The organism is Armatimonadota bacterium, assembly GCA_037138755.1.
Taxonomy (GTDB): domain Bacteria; phylum Armatimonadota; class Fimbriimonadia; order Fimbriimonadales; family Fimbriimonadaceae; genus Fimbriimonas.
The window spans coordinates 308,553-325,266 of the sequence record JBAXHT010000001.1 but is presented as its reverse complement, the minus strand read 5'-3'; the positions used below and the strand labels follow the sequence as shown (position 1 = coordinate 325,266).

17 protein-coding genes and 1 tRNA gene are annotated in these 16,714 nt (G+C 52.3%); 11 read left to right on the top strand and 7 right to left on the bottom strand.

Going from position 1 to position 16,714, the window contains the following annotated elements:
• Positions 1–131 precede the first annotated feature (131 nt).
• Positions 132–1,835: a recombinase family protein gene (locus WCK51_01520; GenBank protein MEI7575542.1), complete on the bottom strand. Its 1,704-nt coding sequence runs from the start codon at positions 1,833–1,835 to the stop codon at positions 132–134.
• Positions 1,836–2,089: 254 nt separating this feature from the next.
• On the opposite strand from WCK51_01520, the gene WCK51_01515 reads away from it, so the two are divergent.
• Genes WCK51_01515 through WCK51_01505 form a run of 3 tightly spaced genes read left to right on the top strand, consistent with a single transcriptional unit; the run spans position 2,090 to position 3,421 of the window.
• Entirely contained in the window at positions 2,090–2,518 is a 429-nt protein-coding gene (locus WCK51_01515; GenBank protein MEI7575541.1) for a helix-turn-helix transcriptional regulator, read from the top strand.
• Positions 2,515–3,030, top strand: a complete 516-nt coding sequence (locus WCK51_01510; protein MEI7575540.1) for a restriction endonuclease — start codon at positions 2,515–2,517, stop codon at positions 3,028–3,030. The genes WCK51_01515 and WCK51_01510 overlap by 4 nt, the downstream gene beginning before the upstream one ends.
• Positions 3,017–3,421: a hypothetical protein gene (locus WCK51_01505; GenBank protein MEI7575539.1), complete on the top strand. Its 405-nt coding sequence runs from the start codon at positions 3,017–3,019 to the stop codon at positions 3,419–3,421. Before WCK51_01510 ends, WCK51_01505 begins: the two co-directional genes overlap by 14 nt.
• Before the next feature lie 306 nt (positions 3,422–3,727).
• On the opposite strand, the gene WCK51_01500 is transcribed toward WCK51_01505, so the two are convergent.
• Positions 3,728–4,867, bottom strand: a complete 1,140-nt coding sequence (locus WCK51_01500; GenBank protein ID MEI7575538.1) for a serine hydrolase — start codon at positions 4,865–4,867, stop codon at positions 3,728–3,730.
• A gap of 10 nt (positions 4,868–4,877) precedes the next feature.
• Positions 4,878–5,819: a hypothetical protein gene (locus tag WCK51_01495; protein MEI7575537.1), complete on the bottom strand. Its 942-nt coding sequence runs from the start codon at positions 5,817–5,819 to the stop codon at positions 4,878–4,880.
• Positions 5,820–5,958: 139 nt separating this feature from the next.
• Here WCK51_01495 and WCK51_01490 point away from each other — a divergent pair, with 139 nt between their 5' ends.
• Positions 5,959–6,207 (top strand): helix-turn-helix transcriptional regulator, encoded by a 249-nt coding sequence (locus WCK51_01490; GenBank protein ID MEI7575536.1) that lies wholly within the window; start codon positions 5,959–5,961, stop codon positions 6,205–6,207.
• 245 nt (positions 6,208–6,452) lie between these two features.
• Here the strand turns inward: WCK51_01490 and WCK51_01485 are convergent, their stop codons facing one another.
• A complete protein-coding gene (locus tag WCK51_01485) occupies positions 6,453–7,592 on the bottom strand; it encodes a hypothetical protein (GenBank protein ID MEI7575535.1) in 1,140 nt (379 codons plus the stop codon).
• Between the two features lie 18 nt (positions 7,593–7,610).
• Here WCK51_01485 and WCK51_01480 point away from each other — a divergent pair, with 18 nt between their 5' ends.
• From WCK51_01480 to WCK51_01460, 5 genes are all read left to right on the top strand, one after another.
• Positions 7,611–8,984, top strand: a complete 1,374-nt coding sequence (locus WCK51_01480) for a type IV secretion system DNA-binding domain-containing protein (protein ID MEI7575534.1) — start codon at positions 7,611–7,613, stop codon at positions 8,982–8,984.
• Positions 8,981–9,652: a replication-relaxation family protein gene (locus WCK51_01475; protein MEI7575533.1), complete on the top strand. Its 672-nt coding sequence runs from the start codon at positions 8,981–8,983 to the stop codon at positions 9,650–9,652. The genes WCK51_01480 and WCK51_01475 overlap by 4 nt, the downstream gene beginning before the upstream one ends.
• 147 nt (positions 9,653–9,799) lie before the next feature.
• Positions 9,800–10,063 carry a hypothetical protein gene (locus WCK51_01470; protein MEI7575532.1) on the top strand — a complete coding sequence of 88 codons (264 nt, stop codon included), beginning with the start codon at positions 9,800–9,802 and terminating at the stop codon, positions 10,061–10,063.
• Positions 10,060–10,272, top strand: coding sequence for a helix-turn-helix domain-containing protein (locus WCK51_01465; protein ID MEI7575531.1), 213 nt, complete (start codon positions 10,060–10,062; stop codon positions 10,270–10,272). Before WCK51_01470 ends, WCK51_01465 begins: the two co-directional genes overlap by 4 nt.
• Before the next feature lie 5 nt (positions 10,273–10,277).
• Positions 10,278–11,453 carry a tyrosine-type recombinase/integrase gene (locus WCK51_01460; GenBank protein MEI7575530.1) on the top strand — a complete coding sequence of 392 codons (1,176 nt, stop codon included), beginning with the start codon at positions 10,278–10,280 and terminating at the stop codon, positions 11,451–11,453.
• A 183-nt stretch (positions 11,454–11,636) separates the two neighbouring features.
• On the opposite strand, the gene WCK51_01455 is transcribed toward WCK51_01460, so the two are convergent.
• The 3 genes from WCK51_01455 to WCK51_01445 form a co-directional block, all read right to left on the bottom strand.
• Positions 11,637–11,722 (bottom strand) — tRNA-Leu (locus WCK51_01455).
• A gap of 31 nt (positions 11,723–11,753) precedes the next feature.
• Positions 11,754–13,136, bottom strand: coding sequence for a hypothetical protein (locus WCK51_01450; GenBank protein ID MEI7575529.1), 1,383 nt, complete (start codon positions 13,134–13,136; stop codon positions 11,754–11,756).
• A gap of 92 nt (positions 13,137–13,228) precedes the next feature.
• On the bottom strand, positions 13,229–13,966 hold the full coding sequence (locus WCK51_01445; protein MEI7575528.1) for a methyltransferase domain-containing protein: 738 nt from the start codon (positions 13,964–13,966) through the stop codon (positions 13,229–13,231).
• Between the two features lie 33 nt (positions 13,967–13,999).
• Between WCK51_01445 and WCK51_01440 the strand changes: the two genes are divergently transcribed.
• A complete protein-coding gene (locus WCK51_01440) occupies positions 14,000–14,494 on the top strand; it encodes a hypothetical protein (protein ID MEI7575527.1) in 495 nt (164 codons plus the stop codon).
• A complete protein-coding gene (locus tag WCK51_01435; GenBank protein ID MEI7575526.1) occupies positions 14,491–16,671 on the top strand; it encodes a right-handed parallel beta-helix repeat-containing protein in 2,181 nt (726 codons plus the stop codon). Before WCK51_01440 ends, WCK51_01435 begins: the two co-directional genes overlap by 4 nt.
• Positions 16,672–16,714: the final 43 nt, after the last annotated feature.

The following is a 16,714-nucleotide window of genomic DNA, read 5'->3' as shown; positions in this document are numbered from 1 at the left end:
TCCGGCTGGAAGCGGATTGGTGACAATGTTTCGTGTCGCCTGACCTCTGTTTTGGACCCGCTCTGCATAAACGGTACACAGCTTTGACTTCCAGAGCTTATTTAAAAAGATGTTGTCAATCGGCGGACGATTCACAACCCAAATTCTTTTCTCTCTAGCGAGCCTCCCGACACTTTAGTCAACGCACCATGAGGTCGGTGCAGCGAAGTGGCAAGTTTACGCAACACGCTCTCCTTCTTCAATTGCACGAAAGACGCAAACTCTTGCATGTCTGCAATTCTCGCCAGATTGAGAATATCGTCCACCAAGCTCCACCAAATTGAATTTGAAGGCACATAGTCACCACCTTTTGGCCTCTCAGAGCCGTTTCTGAGTGGTTCGAAGGTGGTGATTTTTTGTAGAACTGGATCAAGCCTAATCTCAGGTTGGCCCAGATTGAGAAAATGGGATCCGCATCGTCTTGCAAACGCGCCGAGGGCGAACGGATCACCGTAGCCGCCCGCGAGTTCTCCAGCATCGGCGGCGCACTTCAGAAGTTCCTTCACTCGTTGATGAACTCTCGTGGCCGACCTAGTGAAGCTGAACCTAGATTCCTCTAGCAGCACAATTCTCTTCTCAATTTCTGACCGGTACTCTAAGTATTCGCTCATGGGCAGTTCTCCGTTGAGTCGCATTTCCGTAAGTGCTTTCAGCCTTGCTCTTTCTGACGCTATCTCGGACTCGGCATCCGCGACGGGGCCAAGGTCACCTGCCGCTCGTCTTTCAAGAGCCTCTACCGTCGCACCCTCTAACCAGGAAGCAAATGAGCGTGGGATTGCTAAAGCTTCAGCCAACTCCTGGAATGGCTTCTCAAGGGCATCTTGTCGCACCGCAGTCTTCGGGCAACCTTTAGAACCCGAGCAGTGATAGTAGACATATTCAACGGTTCGGCCAGTTCGGGGATAGGTTTTGGTTCTGCGCTCGCCGACACATGCACACCCACACTGCTCGCATCTAAACACGTCCTTGAAGGCAAATGAGCCAGCAATCGGTTTAATCGGCTTTGACTTTCGTGAAACAATCTCACGAACCCGGTTGAACTCTTCTTCCGAAACCATCGCGGAGTGTTTCCCTTGATAGACGGCTCCTCGGACAAGCAAACGTCCACTGTAAAAGGGATTCTTAAATAGAGAATGAACCCCAGCGCGAGAGATCAGCTTTACGGAGCCACGTCGCGATGGGACCGTTAGCCGTTTCGCTATGAAGTGTCTATGCACCGCTGAAACAGAGCACTCACCCGTCAGAAGCATCTTCCAACCCCCGAGAACGATGTCGAACCGGGCAGGATCGTTGTCAACCTCTCTCGTTTCGGGATTGTTCTTGTATCCAATTGGAGCCTTGCTCGTGCACCAGCCTCGCTCAACTCTTCCTCGAATCCCTCTTTTAACGTTTCTACTCAGGTCTTGCAGGTAAGCAGTCGCCATTCCGTTCTCGATAGATAACAAAAGTGCGTTGTCCTCTGGTCGGTACGTTCTCTCGACAGTTCGGATCAACGAGAGCTTGCCCGTTTGTAGCACGTACGCGATTCGGCCCCCATCAACGGGATTCCTTGAAAGTCTGTCCATTGACCAACAAAGGACTCCTTCAAATCGCTCCTCTTCGATTCCTTGCACAAGCCTTTCAAATTCAGGGCGTCCGCCTGGAGTTTTGGCCGACCTGGACTCAACGAATGTCTCCACGATCTGCAGATTCTCTCGCTCGGCGAGTTTGCCTAGTTCTCGAAGCTGGTCGTCAAGGCTTTGAATCTGCCTGTCTTCTTGCTCCGTGGACTTTCGGGCGTAAAGGGCGATACGCATAGGTGAGGATGAAATGGATATGTAATAGGCGGGTGGCAGCGTCCAGCGCCTCGTCTGAACTCAACTCTAACCCAAATTCGGACTTGACTAAAGCCCTAAAGGATTCGGCATGTTCAGCGGTAGGAGTTGGAAGCCACATGTCGCCATGCTAGCGGAGCCGCAAGGACAGCTCCGTTTTTTGTTGCATCCGTGCAACGGTTGCGTGTTTGCAACATTTCATGATGGTTTCATGCCTCTCATTTTTTAATGAGTGCATGGTAAAAGAAACCCCTAAACAGGTCTTCGGACCGACCATCAACCGGATTTCCGACGTGATGGCTCATCTAGATCGGTACGCCTTTAACGGCGTCACTAGACTCGCAAAGGACGCCCGGGTTAGCGCGTCCTCAGTCTCCCGGCTGATTAACGGGAAAATGAATCCATCCTTCCGGCTCGTCGCCAAGATAACCACTGCTCTTGAGCAGCAGCTTGGCAGGCGAATAGACCCCCGTGAGCTTGTAGCAGAAGCCGGTAGGTTCGCTACTCGGTTTGTCTGTGACTTGGTCGGTTGTACCGGATGCCTGCCAGAGCGGGCGATTGACGAGTTTGGAAACGTCAAAGATGAGTTCAAAGGTTTGCCTGCCGGAACCTGGGTTACCTCCCGGTATCCGAGGGGATACGAATCGAAGAAAGGAGCGAGATGAAGCTAGATGCTCTTGTTCAAATGCTCCAGACTTGCTCACTACATGAGATTGAGATGCTGCTCCAAATGACCCTCAGCCGGGAAGGGTTTGGAGATATTGAAATCATGCACCGTCGCAAGTCAAAGCAGAAATCTCGGTATGGAGGTTACGACCTCGTCTGCCGCAAGGGGACCGGATTCGGACTAGAGACAGTCATCATCAAGGTGGTCCGCGACACCGTTCGCATCCGGCACTTAAGCGAACTAGTTGGTGAAGTGGATCGATCTAAAGCGGACCTTGGCATTATCGTCTCACCGTTCGGCCTTTGTGATTCAGCTGGTGAAGAACTTCCGAAGTATTCCAGAGCTCGGATCAAGGTCGTAGACGGTCAGAGACTGGCCCGGCTACTTGCAAAGTACAGCTTGGGAATTCGACCAAGTGGTGAAGTGGACTATGCCTACTTCACTGGACTCAAAGCGGCCTCACTTCGCATCATCTCATTCCTAACTTCAATTCGAAATGACTCACTCTAAAGAAGACCCTGCAGTTCAGATTGCGGTTGAACTTATGAAGCTTGGCGTCAGCCACGCTGGCGTTGTTGAACTCCTTAGCTTTCCGCATGAGCGCATCAAGCGACAACTCAGCTTCATGCCTTTCCGCAAGGCCAAGCGTCCAGAAGCATTCATCGTAGATGCAATCCGCCACGACTATTCACCCCCTAAAGAGTATTACTATGCCAAGAATAAAGCTGCTTTTGCCACCAACCAACTCAGCATGGACAAAGATCCCCAACGTACTGATAGACCAGCTCTTACCGAAACTCAAGGACACCGAACTGAGAATGCTCCTCATCCTGCTGAGACAGACGACCGGATGGAACAAGGAGGGCCGTTGGGTGACACTATCCTACCAATCCCTGAATGAGCGAACTGGCCGCCAAACCGAAGCGCTCAGCAAGGCGATTACGGCTCTGAAGCAAAAGGGACTTATCCACACCTTCGTTGCATTCAGGCAAATCTCACCACCAAAAGCCGTCAAAACCTTTTCGAAAAGCGAACTGCAACAATACAAAGAAAAGAATAAAAGAACAACGGCAGGCGGCTCAGATATCCACAACTCGGCTTCCTAACAAAGTAACCCCGGGCATCATCCCGGGGTTTTCGCTACCGAAGGTCGCAAACAAAAACTTCACAAAGACAGGGCGGGAGGGCGGGAACTATTGTCTCAAACCTACCTAGTGTTCTGACCCATCCACACCGTGAAGTCATCGAGAAACTTTCCAGCGCCGAACTCCTGTTTGTCGTTCTGAGTGCAGGTGTTTTGGACATAGGCGTAGCCATAGCCGTTCTTGAGCCAAATCATACACGCGCTACTACACTCAAGACTTCCGGTCCGGAACGTTCCAGCTAAAGAACGATTCCAACCCAAACCTGTATAGTAGCTGTCGCTAATTGCAGGGGGTCTTGCGATCATTTGAGCTTGAAGATTCTGATCAAAGAACCGGTAGGAGCCGAACGTCCCAATCATTAGCTTTGCAAGGTCGTTGCTCGTAGAAGCCCAACCACCCCCACCGGGCATGGATTCAAGCACAAAGGCTCCTCCATACGGGAACGGCATTGAGCCGGAGGGAACGGAGCTGCCGAACTGAAAACTGGAGTGGTTCGTTCGGTTCCCGAGATCGTAGTACGTTGTCTCATCCGTCCCACTCTTGAGAGTGTTTCCGATTCTGGATTTGGAAACTCCCATGGGCGAGATCAGCCGCTTAACGTAGGTCTCGTAATCAACTCCGGTTGCCTTCTCTAGGATCACACCAAGTACCGTGTACGCCGTGTTGGAGTAGCCGTAAGCAGTATTCGGCTCCCGGTCAAGCTGCTTCTTGGTCATTGCCCAATCGGTAATAGCTTGTGGAGTGAGTGGGAGCTTGTCGCTAACCTGACTTGGCGAGACAATCGGAGTTGACTTGCTTTCCATCCCAGAGAGATGCTGTAGCATCAGGCGGGTGGTCACTTTTGCCAGCCGTGGATCTCCGAGCTTTGGATACTTCAGGTAGGTATTGATCGGAGCATCCAGATTGATCTTGCCTTCCTTGACCGCTTGCATGATCCCAACCGAGGTGAAAATTTTCGAGATACTGGCTACCCTACAAACGGTGTCTGGCGTGAATGGACCAGTTCCCGTCGTGCCGAAGCCCTTCGAGTAGATGATCGTTCCCTGGCGGTTCCAAACAGTTAGGGATGCGCCCTTGATTCCGCGCTGGCGGATAAAATTGGCCACGAACGGATCTGGGCTGGTCGTCAGACCGCCGGACTGTGCCTGCGCCGAGCAGATTGCGAGAAACAGAGTGGACAGTGCAAATCCGAAGTTGTTCACTGGCCTCATGTTACTCGCCTGATGCCCATCGCACTTCGGAAAGGAAAATGGCTCTCATCGCCGCGCTTGATTCAGAATTATCTGCGGGAGCACTGCCAGCGTATGCGACCCTCCCGCCTGTAGAAGGCGAATACAGGAAGCCTGAGTAGCCACCTGACTGCCAGGGGCTAACTTGAGTCAGCGGTGTCGCCGTTGCACTGATGGGACTCATGCTGTAGCCTCTCACTTCTCTGTCCAAGACAGTAGCGCCGTATGGGAAACTCACAGGACTGATCAGAAGGGATGACGAATTCAGGTCATCACCAACGCATTCCGTTACGCCAGCGCAAAAACTGCCGATGGGACTGACGTCTGTATTTGAAGCACTTCCGGTAGCGAGAAGCCTACTTGAGTTGCCAACGAGGACGACTCCACCTCCTCGGCTCAGTTGACTCTTGATCTTGTTCACATCCGAAGAAGTCACATTTGAATCTGAGAGCAAAACGACTACGTCGGATGAGATTGTCGCAGGGACGGTTGCTAAGACCTGGACTGTAGCACTTGAAACGGCCTGGATTTGCTCGATGATCTGGTTGACCCCGGATTGCGCGACATCGCCTACGACGAGAATCGATTTGGAGCCTTTGGCAACGCTAACAGTTACCGAACCCGTGTATCTGTTCCCATCTTCCCCGTATCCGGTGATGGAGTAGGTCGTGGTCGAGCCGGGCGTGTCGGTGATGGAGCCATCGACACTGGCCGAGCCTACTCTGAAGTTGGAAGATTCGATTGACGAAATCTTTTTAGAACTCCAACTAATCGTCACTGGCTGACCATAAGCGATGGAGAGTTTGGACGCTGAGAGCGAAACCGATGGACCGTTTGCGCCAACTCCTCCCGCTCCACCGCAGGCGAGAAGCGATGCGCTGAGAAGGAAAAAGCAGACAATTCGAGAAATAGAGGAAGTCACCATGAGAGTCACAAAAAAACCTGTAATCGGTTTTTTCTTATTATAAACCCAATATGGGTTGATTTGTCATTCCCAATGTACGCACGTGTGTGCAAAGTTCCCCGGAATCTCGGTCGCTGAGAACGCAAAACTCGGATCGTTTATGTGCAAAAAACGAATCGCCGCCGGATTCTCGCAAGATGAACTCGCTCAGAAACTTGGAATGCCGCAGAGTTTCGTCTCGAAAATCGAAAGAGGGGAACGGCAAATGAGAGTTTTGGAATTCGTTGCCGTCTGCAAGATTCTTGAACTGGATTCTTCCGAAATGCTCACCGAGTTCTTGAACGCAGACGAGGATTCACTTGCAGTGGAAAGCAAATCCACGCGTGTTCGTCGTCAGTTCAAATCTTAAAAGATTCTTAAATGACTTTGTTCTCTTAAACATTGAACTGGTCTTCGCCCCGGTGCCCGCCGAGTCTTGCTAAGTGGCGCATGAGTTCTGAGATGAAGACGAGGAGCGGGAACGGGAGCGAGGAGGATGAATCGAAGAAGGAATGCGACTCTTAGAAAGAGGAGGGTTAGGTTAGAAATGCGGGACTTTAGGTTCAAATTGGTAGATCAGGGTTGGTCGGGGTCCTGACCTACCTTCTGGCCGCCCTAAAACCGTGCCGACTCGACTTCGGCAAGCCGGGTCTCAAGCATCGCTTTGTGATAGTAGTCGCACGACTTTTCGCAAAGGAGAATGGCTTTGACAAGATGTTCCGAGACCTCTGCTGGACTTTCTGTCTGCTCCAAAATCATGGAGTGGATCACTCCGCACTGCTCCTGGGCGTGGAGATTCTTGAACTCTCCCGAACCAAATGCCGATTCCAGCAATTCAGCTGCTTGAAAAGTCTCTCCAAGCAAAACTGAGATTCGTGCGGCAGTGAAGAGGTTGTTGAACTTTGACTGATACGTCTTTGCCGATTTCGCCCTACCTTGGGCGGAGGCACGTTCCGTTTCGAGGAATTCTTTGTCGATAGGATCAAGGCCCCTCTCCATGAACGTGAGAGTGGCATTGAGTTCTAATCTCCGCACTGAATCCGCCTCGATGAGCGCGCACTTCAGCAAACGATCGGCCTCATTCTTGTACATGGACAGCAATCGAACCGCTTCACCGATACATCGGTGGAAGGACTCTGGCTTGCAGAGCGGATTCATCATCAGGGTCTTTGCCTTGTAAAAATGCGCCGTCGCCAGTCTGGCTTTAGAGCCTTGCTCCTTGGCATCAGCCGCGATGATCCTTGCAATACTCATGGCGCGTCCCGGCTCGTTAAGATGACGCCTTGCGTAGAACGCCCTGTCTAAGAACTGCTGACGTAAATCCCAATCGGTCGATTTCACGGCGGCTTCTTGAGCCGTCAGTGCGGCCGTGACAAGCCTTGACTCCCTGATCTGCCTATCCACGCGCCTCAACGTCTTTGATGAGACCGTCTTGCCGGTAAACAATGAGTTCCCCATCGATTCGCCAAAGCACTCCGCTGTCCAAGCGGCAATAAGCCGTTTGCGAGTCTGGCGACCTGAAAGGCGCACAAGCAGATGCTGTATTGTCTCCGGTTTCAGCGTGGACGGTGAGGAGAGGATTTGTGAGAAACGCCCCGGCGTAATCCCAAGAACTTTGGCAATCTCTGCACCTTTGGTGCACTGATGTTCCAGCAAGAACGCTTCTCTGAGCACGTACTCGAAGGAGTTTGGATTTTCAGGAAGTTTAGTCCGGACTAAATAATCTAGCTCGCCCGTCACGTGAGTTTTTGCCATTAGTAAATGATCCTCTATATGAGTCGAACGAGGACAGCAGAGGAAACCGGCGAACAGCCGAAGCGCATTCCAAACCACTGGATTGGGGTTCGCAAAGAAAGGTCCAAGTTGTCGGACGTATGGATTGATGACCTGATTCAGCTTCCACCGCAACAACTCAAAACCCACGCGCTCGTCATAGGAGCCACAGGAAGCGGAAAGACCAATTTCCTCCACCATCTCATCGCGCAAGACATCCTTCTGAGGCAGTCATTTGTCATTATCGATATGAGGGGAGATCTTGTCAATGCGGCTCTTGAACTTGCATGTGAGTATGTTCACCCACATGAAGTTGCACTGTTCGACCTTAGGGAAAAGCAAAAGCCGCTGGGCTTTAACCCGTTGTTCGGCGCCGGTGAAGCGTACTTCAGGGCACTCGGCGTTTTAGAGGTTATCGCCGAAGAATCCGAGTCGTGGGGGGTGCAACTAGCGGAGACTCTACGCAACGCAGTGATGCTCCTGGCTGAATCTGCTGAGCCACTCACGAAGCTAGAGCGCATTTTCTACGACCGTGGGTTCAGAAATTCCCTAGCTTCTCGTTGCTCGACTGAGTCGGTAAGAGATTTCTGGGTCAGATACGGACAGCTCTCGGACGACAAGCAAAACTCCCTAGCGACACCAGTTCTCAACAAAGTGAGCCTTCTGTTCGCGACCGAATCTCTGCGCAGAACTCTCGGTCATCAGGCTCCGCTAGACCTTGGCAAGCATCTGAACACTCCCGGCAGCATCACTCTGGTTTCGCTGGCAGTTGACGAGCTTCATGGAGCCGGAAAGATGATGGGGTCCCTCCTGCTCAGTAGCGTCTGCCGGGAAATCTTCTCTCGAATCGGCATCCCTGAAAGCAAGCGAAATCCGGTGCGTCTCTACATCGACGAGTTTGAACATTTCGGGACTGACATCTTTGAAGATATTTTGGCTGAAGGCCGCAGATTCGGTCTGTCTCTAGTTTTGGCTCACCAGACACTCGCTCAGCTTAACACGAGAGTCCGCTCCATGATCCTCAACAACGTCGGTGTCAAGGTTGTGTTTCGCTCGGGGCGCGAGGATGGGGCGGTTCTTAGCAAAGACCTTACGGGAGACGCGAAAGCATTCGATATCGCCACACTTCCAGTCGGTGAGGCAATTCTTTCGCGCCGCTCGGAGAAGCCTTTCATCGTTCAGATCAACGAACCACTTTTCAAAGATGTTGGTGTTCGGAGCCCGGAAGCAGATCTTTTTCTCAGCGATCTGAGCGAGCGAATTCCCGAGTTTGAGGAGCATACGCCCCAAGAGGAAGAAACGCCCAAACCAGACTCAGACGATCCAAAACAAAAGAAGCCGAAGAAAGACGGCGATCTGGGGGACTGGCTGTGAGGCTCACTTCCCGCGACACGAAACTCGTTAAGGATGTTGGTCTTAGTCACCTTCTTTCCAGAGACCAGATTATCCAGCTCGGCTACTTCGGCTCAGTAACACGGGCTAATACGAGACTTCGCGGACTGGTTCAATCTGGACTCCTTCGCCGTCTTGAAACTCCGTTTTACGGACAGAGCCTTTACATGGCGGGGAGGATTGCTCCTGAAGTCGCGGGTTACAAAGTTGGCTCGCTGATCGAAAGCAGAACTTCATCACCACGTTTCATCCAGCATGCGCTTAGCGTCACCAATGTCCGTCTTGCGCTGATCAGCAAAGGTGCATCCGAATGGCGATTTGAACAGCAACTTTGGCGCAAGCTTGGGAAGCACGAAATCCGTCCCGATGGACTCGCCCTAACCTCCTCGCTACCGATGTTCGTCGAGGTTGACCTTGGCCACGTCTCGGCGGAGAAGTACAAAGCCAAGCTCCTCGGCTACCAAATGCTCGCTACGAGAAGCAACTGCTCCGAGTGCTATCCATTCGAGAACTTCAGACTTGTGACCGTCACCACCGGCCCCGGCCGGGCTCGTCACCTTCGTCAGCTACATCCCACAGGTGCTGACTTCGAGTTCTTGACGACCACGTTTCAAGAACTTGGAGCCACTTCCGTAGGCGGTTGGAGTTGACCTCGAACACAAAAGGATAAAACCATGAACGACCTACACAGTCTCCCAACAAGTCTGAGAGAACAACTCCAGACGATCTCGGACCGAATTAGTCCGCCACCACCTCCAGCTCAGTCGCAAACTATTGCGCCTGCACAGACTCAAATTTTGGCCCGGAACGATGAAGCCGCACTCGGTCCAGCGCTGGCAGTCATTGCCCAGTCCAACCCAGAACTTGCAGCCCTCCTCATTGCGGCAAGGTACGGAGCGAGAGCGATTGAGTTCGAAGACTTGAAGGAGAAGACAAAAATCAACTCGACGAGTAATGTGATCGGGCACCACTGGCACACCACAAATGTGCCGTACCAGCACATCGAAAGGACGGTGAGATCGATACGGCTCAAAGGCTCGGAGGGAGGTGGTTCCAGATGAAAGAAACAACTCCTTCGCCCAGACTTGCATACACGGTGGCGGAGGCAGCCAAGTTGTTATCCCTGTCTCGTGCCCAAATCTATCGGTTGATGAATCAGGGTGACATCAAGTTCGTGAAAATAGGTCGTAGCCGACGAATCACAACTGAACAACTAAACTCGTTCGTGATGCTAGCCACAAGTCACGGCCAATTAGAAGTTATTGCATAGCTGCGATGCAATTTGATGTAAGAGCGACATGTTGGGATGTTGGGTTCATGGCTAAACGAGCTGATAACAACGACGGTTCTTGCCGTGAAATCTTGACAGGCAGACAACAAGGACGGTGGCGGGTTCAATACACGATTGAAACCGCTACCGGACAAAAGCAACGCCTTTCTAGGGTGTTTAAGACGAAAGCCGAAGGTAAAGACTTCCTTAGATCCCTTCAAAGGGGGACAAAGATTGAGATCGCTCGGCAATCTCGCGAATTGACCCTGGAAGAATGGTTTTCTTGGCTAGCAGAGAATGATTGGCCAGAATCATTGGCTTCAGTGACAATCGAACAAAGGAAACGTAGGTTCAGGAAGTACACAGCGAAGCACTTTGGGAGCATTCCGCTTTCGAAAATCGATCCGATGAAGGTGCGAGCATTTTACAAGGAACTCCGGGCAAACGGGGCGAAAGAAACGCTGGTGATCTCGGTGCGGGCCGATCTAGTACGAGCCTTTAACCAAGCGATTGTCCCATACGGGAAAATTCCAATGACCACCGCCAACCCCTTTCGTCTGTCAGTCCCTCAACCGGCACCAAGAGAAGCTGTTGCGCTCGCACCGAACCAGGTTAGAGCGGCCACTTCTTGTCAAGCGCTAGACCCATCGCGCCGTGCTCTGCTAGGAATCCTTCTTCTAGGGGGATTGAGGCTTGGGGAGATGATGGCGATGCAGGTATCAAAGCTTCGTTTTGATGACAATTTGATTGTTGTTGACAAAGCCGTTCTTGTGGCTTTCGGTGGAAAGCAAAGCCTCGGCCTACCAAAGGGTAAGAAAACGAGAAATGTGGTCATGTGCCAACGTTTGAAGTCGATTCTCCTCGAACATGTCAGTGAGATGCCCCCAGAAGCCTTCTTGTGGCCAAAGGCGACGCTCAACGAGCCTCGCATGAAGAAGCAGGTATACGAAGTTTGGAAATCAATCGTAGTCGATTGTGGTCTGCCTGATGACATGTCTCCACATGACTGTAGGCTGACTCACATAAACATCATCGAAAAGCTCATGTTTGAGGTGTCTCCCACGACTCTCAAAGATCATATCGGTCACGCCTCAGCTGGTGTTACCGAAGCGAACTACACCCGTCCACTGACTGCCGCACAGAGCATCTTGCGGGAATCCCTAGACCGGGTTTTCGCATAGGCATCTCGAAGCTCTCCCGCTCTCGGAGAGCATTTTTTTTCGAAGCTCCCGTATGCGCAAGGAAACTGCTCTGAATGCACAGGGTCCGAATTGAGAGTCGATTTGAGAGTCACCTAATTTTTGAAGGCGCTTTTCGGGAAAACCAACTGAAGCAATCTGTGAAATTTGAACCTAAATTAGCTTTGGTGCGCGGGAAAGGACTCGAACCTTCACGCCTTGTGAGCACTACCACCTCAAGGTAGCGTGTCTACCAATTTCACCACCCGCGCACACGAGAGTGAGGAAAGAGAATACCACATGCTATTGAAGCCGGTAAAGAGCGTAGCGGGGCCGGTCGACGATCGGTGACTCCGGGACCCCAGGTGGAACTTGGGATTCGTTCTTGAGGACAAGCAGGTAGGCCGGGCGAACTCGGAGATTTACGTTCGGCAGAGACTTGAGTCTTTCCCTTAAGAGAGTGATCTCTCTTTGAACCCCAGAATCAAACGGTACTCGGAAGTAGTGATCTCGCCAGGGCCGACCGATTCCGGGCTGATCCAGCAGCGGTTGCTGCGCTTTGATCGTGAATAAGTTTGAAATGTACACGTCCTTTTCCAGAAGAAGTAGGCAATCGGCGTGGAGAAGAGAGGGATTCCACCCCTTCGGCACCAACGGCCAGGCACCTTGGGCAATCGAGTGATAAACGAGCGAGCCTTCGGGAATCTGACGAAGGTCAGCTTTGAGTTGATCGATTTCGGCGTTCATGCCTAGAAACCGTGAGCCGATATCCAGCGATCTTAGAGTCAAAATTGTAAGAACTACACTCAATCGCCGAAGAGGAAGCTCGACCGAGGCGAAGTAGATCATGATGAGCCAGACCGGAATTCGAGCGAATATGAATGCACTGGTAAATGCTTGGTGAGGGGCAAATAGCGAGATGACCAAGAATAGAATTCCGGTCACTTTCGCCTCGACAGGGACTTTAAAGCTCTCTTTATAGATTCCGTAGCCGATCAGCGCGAATAAGACGCCCTGAAAGAGAGCATCTCGCCATTCGATCCCAAAGACGAGAGGTGAACCGAGACGATAGAGATGCTCACCGAAGGGTCTCCAGTAAACGCGAGATAACTCTGCAACCGGCGAGAGCTTGATCAGAATCAGAACCGCAAGTGTCCCAACTCCGAGCCCTGGCCAACCTTGGAAGCGGTGGTCGGGCTTGAAGAATCGGTGCCCAACGAAGCTCAGAGCGAAAAGCCCAAAAGCCATGAGGTGGTTGATTGCCAACAGTGGAGCCGCGATGGCGAGAAAGACGTTCTGCACGAACGGTTTGGGGTCTAGCCGCAGACACAGCGCGAAGCAGATCAGACCCAACGCGATGCCGAACAGATAGTTGATGAAGCCGAAAGCGAGGATGTAGGAGTAGGCGAAGCACAAGCCGAAGAGGCCGTAGGCGGACCACTTTCCGGTCATCTCGCGGTTGACCCATGCGAATCCGAAGCCCATGAGACCGATCATATTCGCGATGAAGATCTTCATCAAGATCAAGGCGTTGATCTTGGTGAGCATCAGGACCGGCGTGATTAGAAGGTCTATCGCCAGGTTCGGCAGAACTACAAAGTTTATTCGGTAGAAGTCCTGGAGCAAGGGTCTTTCGTGAAGGGTAGCCAGGACTTGGAGCCGGGCGAGGTGGTTTGGAGTGTCCACGCCCGGCACCGAATGGTATAGGAATAGGGGGGCAGAAGTGACTAACCAAGCAAGAAGGAACCAGGGAAAGAACCACCGGAAGGTGCCTTGGGTCACTTCTTTCGACAACAGAACATTGCCTCTACTTCGTCGAGGCTGAGGGGCCGTCGGGCCCAATAGCCAGCCGTTCCGCCGTAAACGGCGTCAACCTGAAATCCGCTCTGTTCAAGCATTCGGGTTACCTCTGGAGCGATGAAAAGTCGCTCATGAATGGTTAACTGCTGAACGCCGCTCGGAAGTGCCCATTCGTCAGTGTAATTGCTGACCATGGTGGCAGGGTTGAACCGACCGTCCGCCGTGAATTCATCTTTCATTTGACGGATTGCCGAATAGCCATTGAGACAACTCAGGACAAAAGGGGCGTTTTGTTGAAGGTGGTTATGCACAGATCGGAAGATCGCGAGATCGTGTTCGTAGGGGTTCTCCGAGCGTTCGATGAGTCCGAGACCACCTTCGCAGAGGCAGATGGCGAGATCGTAGACTTTATCGAGGGTGAGGTCCCTGGCGTCAGCCTCGATGAACTCGACCTCTAGGTTTGGTGCTTTGGCTGTTGCTTGCTCAATCATGTTTGGGGAGAAGTCGACTCCCGTAACTTTGTAGCCCCGTTTAGCCAGTTCAATTGAGTGGCGCCCTGTTCCGCATCCGATGTCGAGAATCGTGGCTCCGGGTTGCACAGGGTAGAGACTCAGAAGGAAATCGACTTCGGCGATGGTGTGCTGAGCGAATGGGTTTTCATCATATGTCGCTGCTTGGGCGTCGAAGAATTCACGCCACCGAGAAGTTCCGCTCACCCCTTCAGGGTACCGCAGGTGTAGACTTTGGCTGTGAGTCCACAGCTTGCCGCAAAGTTTGATGCGCTTGATGCGAGAATGGAGGCAATGATCTCCCGGATAAGTTCATTGTCTCCTGAGTTGTTAACTTCCCCGGTGGGAAAAAGCATGCCTCCTGAGAGCGCACTGGAGCACATGATGATCACAGAGGGGATCTATCTAAAGATGATTAACAAAGAGGTGGGTGCGAAAATGGCAGGGAAGCGCCCCAAAGTCACCTTCTTCTACAATTTCATCATGAAGGCAATGGAAAAGCCGGCAGATCAGACCGCCTTCATGCCAAAAATGTTTGCCCCTTCGGGACAGGTCAACCTAGAAACCGCTGCGAACCAGTGGCGCGAAAGACGAGCCTCACTGCGCGCTTACTTGCAACACGTGAACGACGACGAGTGTTGCGGGGGCAATCTTTTGGAAGGACGACTTTCCCCTGTTCATGTCTGTGAACTCATGAATCGCCACCAAGACTATCACGACGCACGCTTACCATGATTTCTTCGCTCGTTTTCGCCCTAGCTCAAACCATTCCGACTAGCCCAGGGGACTACATCAAGTCGTCCGACGTCGCTCTTCGGTCTCCAGCCTATTCGGTTTCAGGCAACAACATCACCCTCGACTTCAAAGGCGTCGTGCTACGCGGGACTCCGAAAACTGTCGATCCTGATCAGCGCAAGGGTATTGGAGTTCGAATCACGGGCTCTAACATCACAATCAAGAACCTGACTGTTGCTGGCTACAAGGTCGGGATTCTTGCCGAGAATTGCAAGAATCTTAACCTGATCAACTGTGACGTGAGTTGGAATTGGAAGCAGAGACTGCTTTCCACGCCTGAAAAGGAAGACCTAAACGACTGGATGAGCTTTCACAGCAACGAGAAGCGCGAGTGGTTTCGATACGGTGCTGGAGTCTATCTGGATGGTGTGACAGGGTTCGAAGTCAAGGGCCTCAAGGCTTATGGCGGACAGTGTGGGTTGATGATGAACCGCTCGGAGAAAGGGGTGGTTTGGAACTCAAACATCAACTACATGAGCGCAATCGGCATTGGCATGTACCGGTCGTCCAACAACCGAATCATGCATAACAACCTGGATTATTGCGTTCGGGGGTATTCGCACGGGGTTTACAACCGGGGCCAGGATTCGGCAGCGATCCTGGTTTTTGAGCAGAGCAACAAAAACGTTTTTGCCTTCAACTCTGCGCGCTTTGGCGGGGATGGATTCTTTCTGTGGGCGGGTCAAACCACGATGGACACAGGAAAGGGTGGTTGCAACGAAAACTTGCTGTACGGGAATGACTTTAGCGACGCTCCGACCAATGGGATCGAGGCGACTTTCAGTCGAAACAAGTTCGTCAATAACCGGGTTGATAACTGCTGGCACGGCTTCTGGACCGGCTACAGCTACGACACCCTGATCGCCGGAAACCATATCTCGGGCAACGTCGATGGAATCGCTCACGAACACGGCCAGAACATCACCGTTGAGTCCAACCAGTTCCTCGGGAACAACAACGCCCTCCGAATCTGGGCGAACGAGAAGCAAGACCCCAATTGGGGCTACCCAAAGGCTCGCAATACCCGGAGCATTGGGTGGCAGATCAAGGACAATGCGATCGGCGACCTTCGGCTGTCAGTGACCCGTTCCGAGAACGTACTCTTCGAAGGCAACAACTCCTTCAACACGCTGTTTGCTATCGACCCATCCTGCAAGGACGTGAGGTTTGCGAAGAACTGTCTGCATACCGACCTTCCTAACGGCGGACTTCCAGAGAGGTTTTCGCTTGTAGGAAACGAGTGCGAAAAGCCATTGGCTTCCCGCACCGTAGGAAAATGGGATCCTCGGGACGACGAGGATGTGTGGGAGGAACTTTCTCCGGAGCCGCTGAAGGGTGGAATGATGCCGTTCACTGTCGGAGGTAGTAAGGCGGATCTGCGAATCGACCAATGGGGTCCGGTGGACTACCGAGCGCCGGTGATCGTTCCGACGAAAGTTGTAGAAAATGGTTGGCAGAAGTTGTCCGTTCTGGGTCCGAAGGGAACGTTCAAGGTCAAGGTTTGCGATGGGTTCGAGATAAAGAACAGCATTGGAGGACAAGTTCCTGGCTCCATTTGGATTCGCCCGGATGCAGAAAAGTCGGACCCCCAGAGGCAACTCAAGATTGTTTACACCGGTGGCAAGACTGTCGATCACCGAGGGATCGTGGCTCCGGCAGGAACTCCGATCACTCTGACTCATGAGACTTTTGAGGTCAAGGAGGAGTGGAGCGTCCATTTTTTCCCTTGGGGTCCTGGCAGTGATCCACGCACCGAAGCGAGAGCGTATGATGAGGCCTCAGTTCTTCGCCCGGGCTGGGATGCCACGCCAGCCAAGCTTGACTACACTGGTTATGGAGGCTTTGAAAAAGGTGTCCCGAAGACACATTTCGGCACAATCGCTACCGGCAAGTTCACGGTTCCGGAAGGAACCTACGCTCTCGAAGTGACGGGTGACGACGGCATCGTTTGTACGGTGGATGAAGATATTGTCGTATGTGATGAATGGCACTACCAAGGGCCAACCACCTACAGCAAGACAATCAAGCTCTCGGCAGGCACTCACAAAGTGACCATCCACCACTTCCAAATTGACGGCTATGCGGCACTGAAGTTCAGGATCAAACCCGCCCGCTGAAGGCTGAATCTTGAAGGCTGAAAGCTCTCAGAGGGGTATCCTC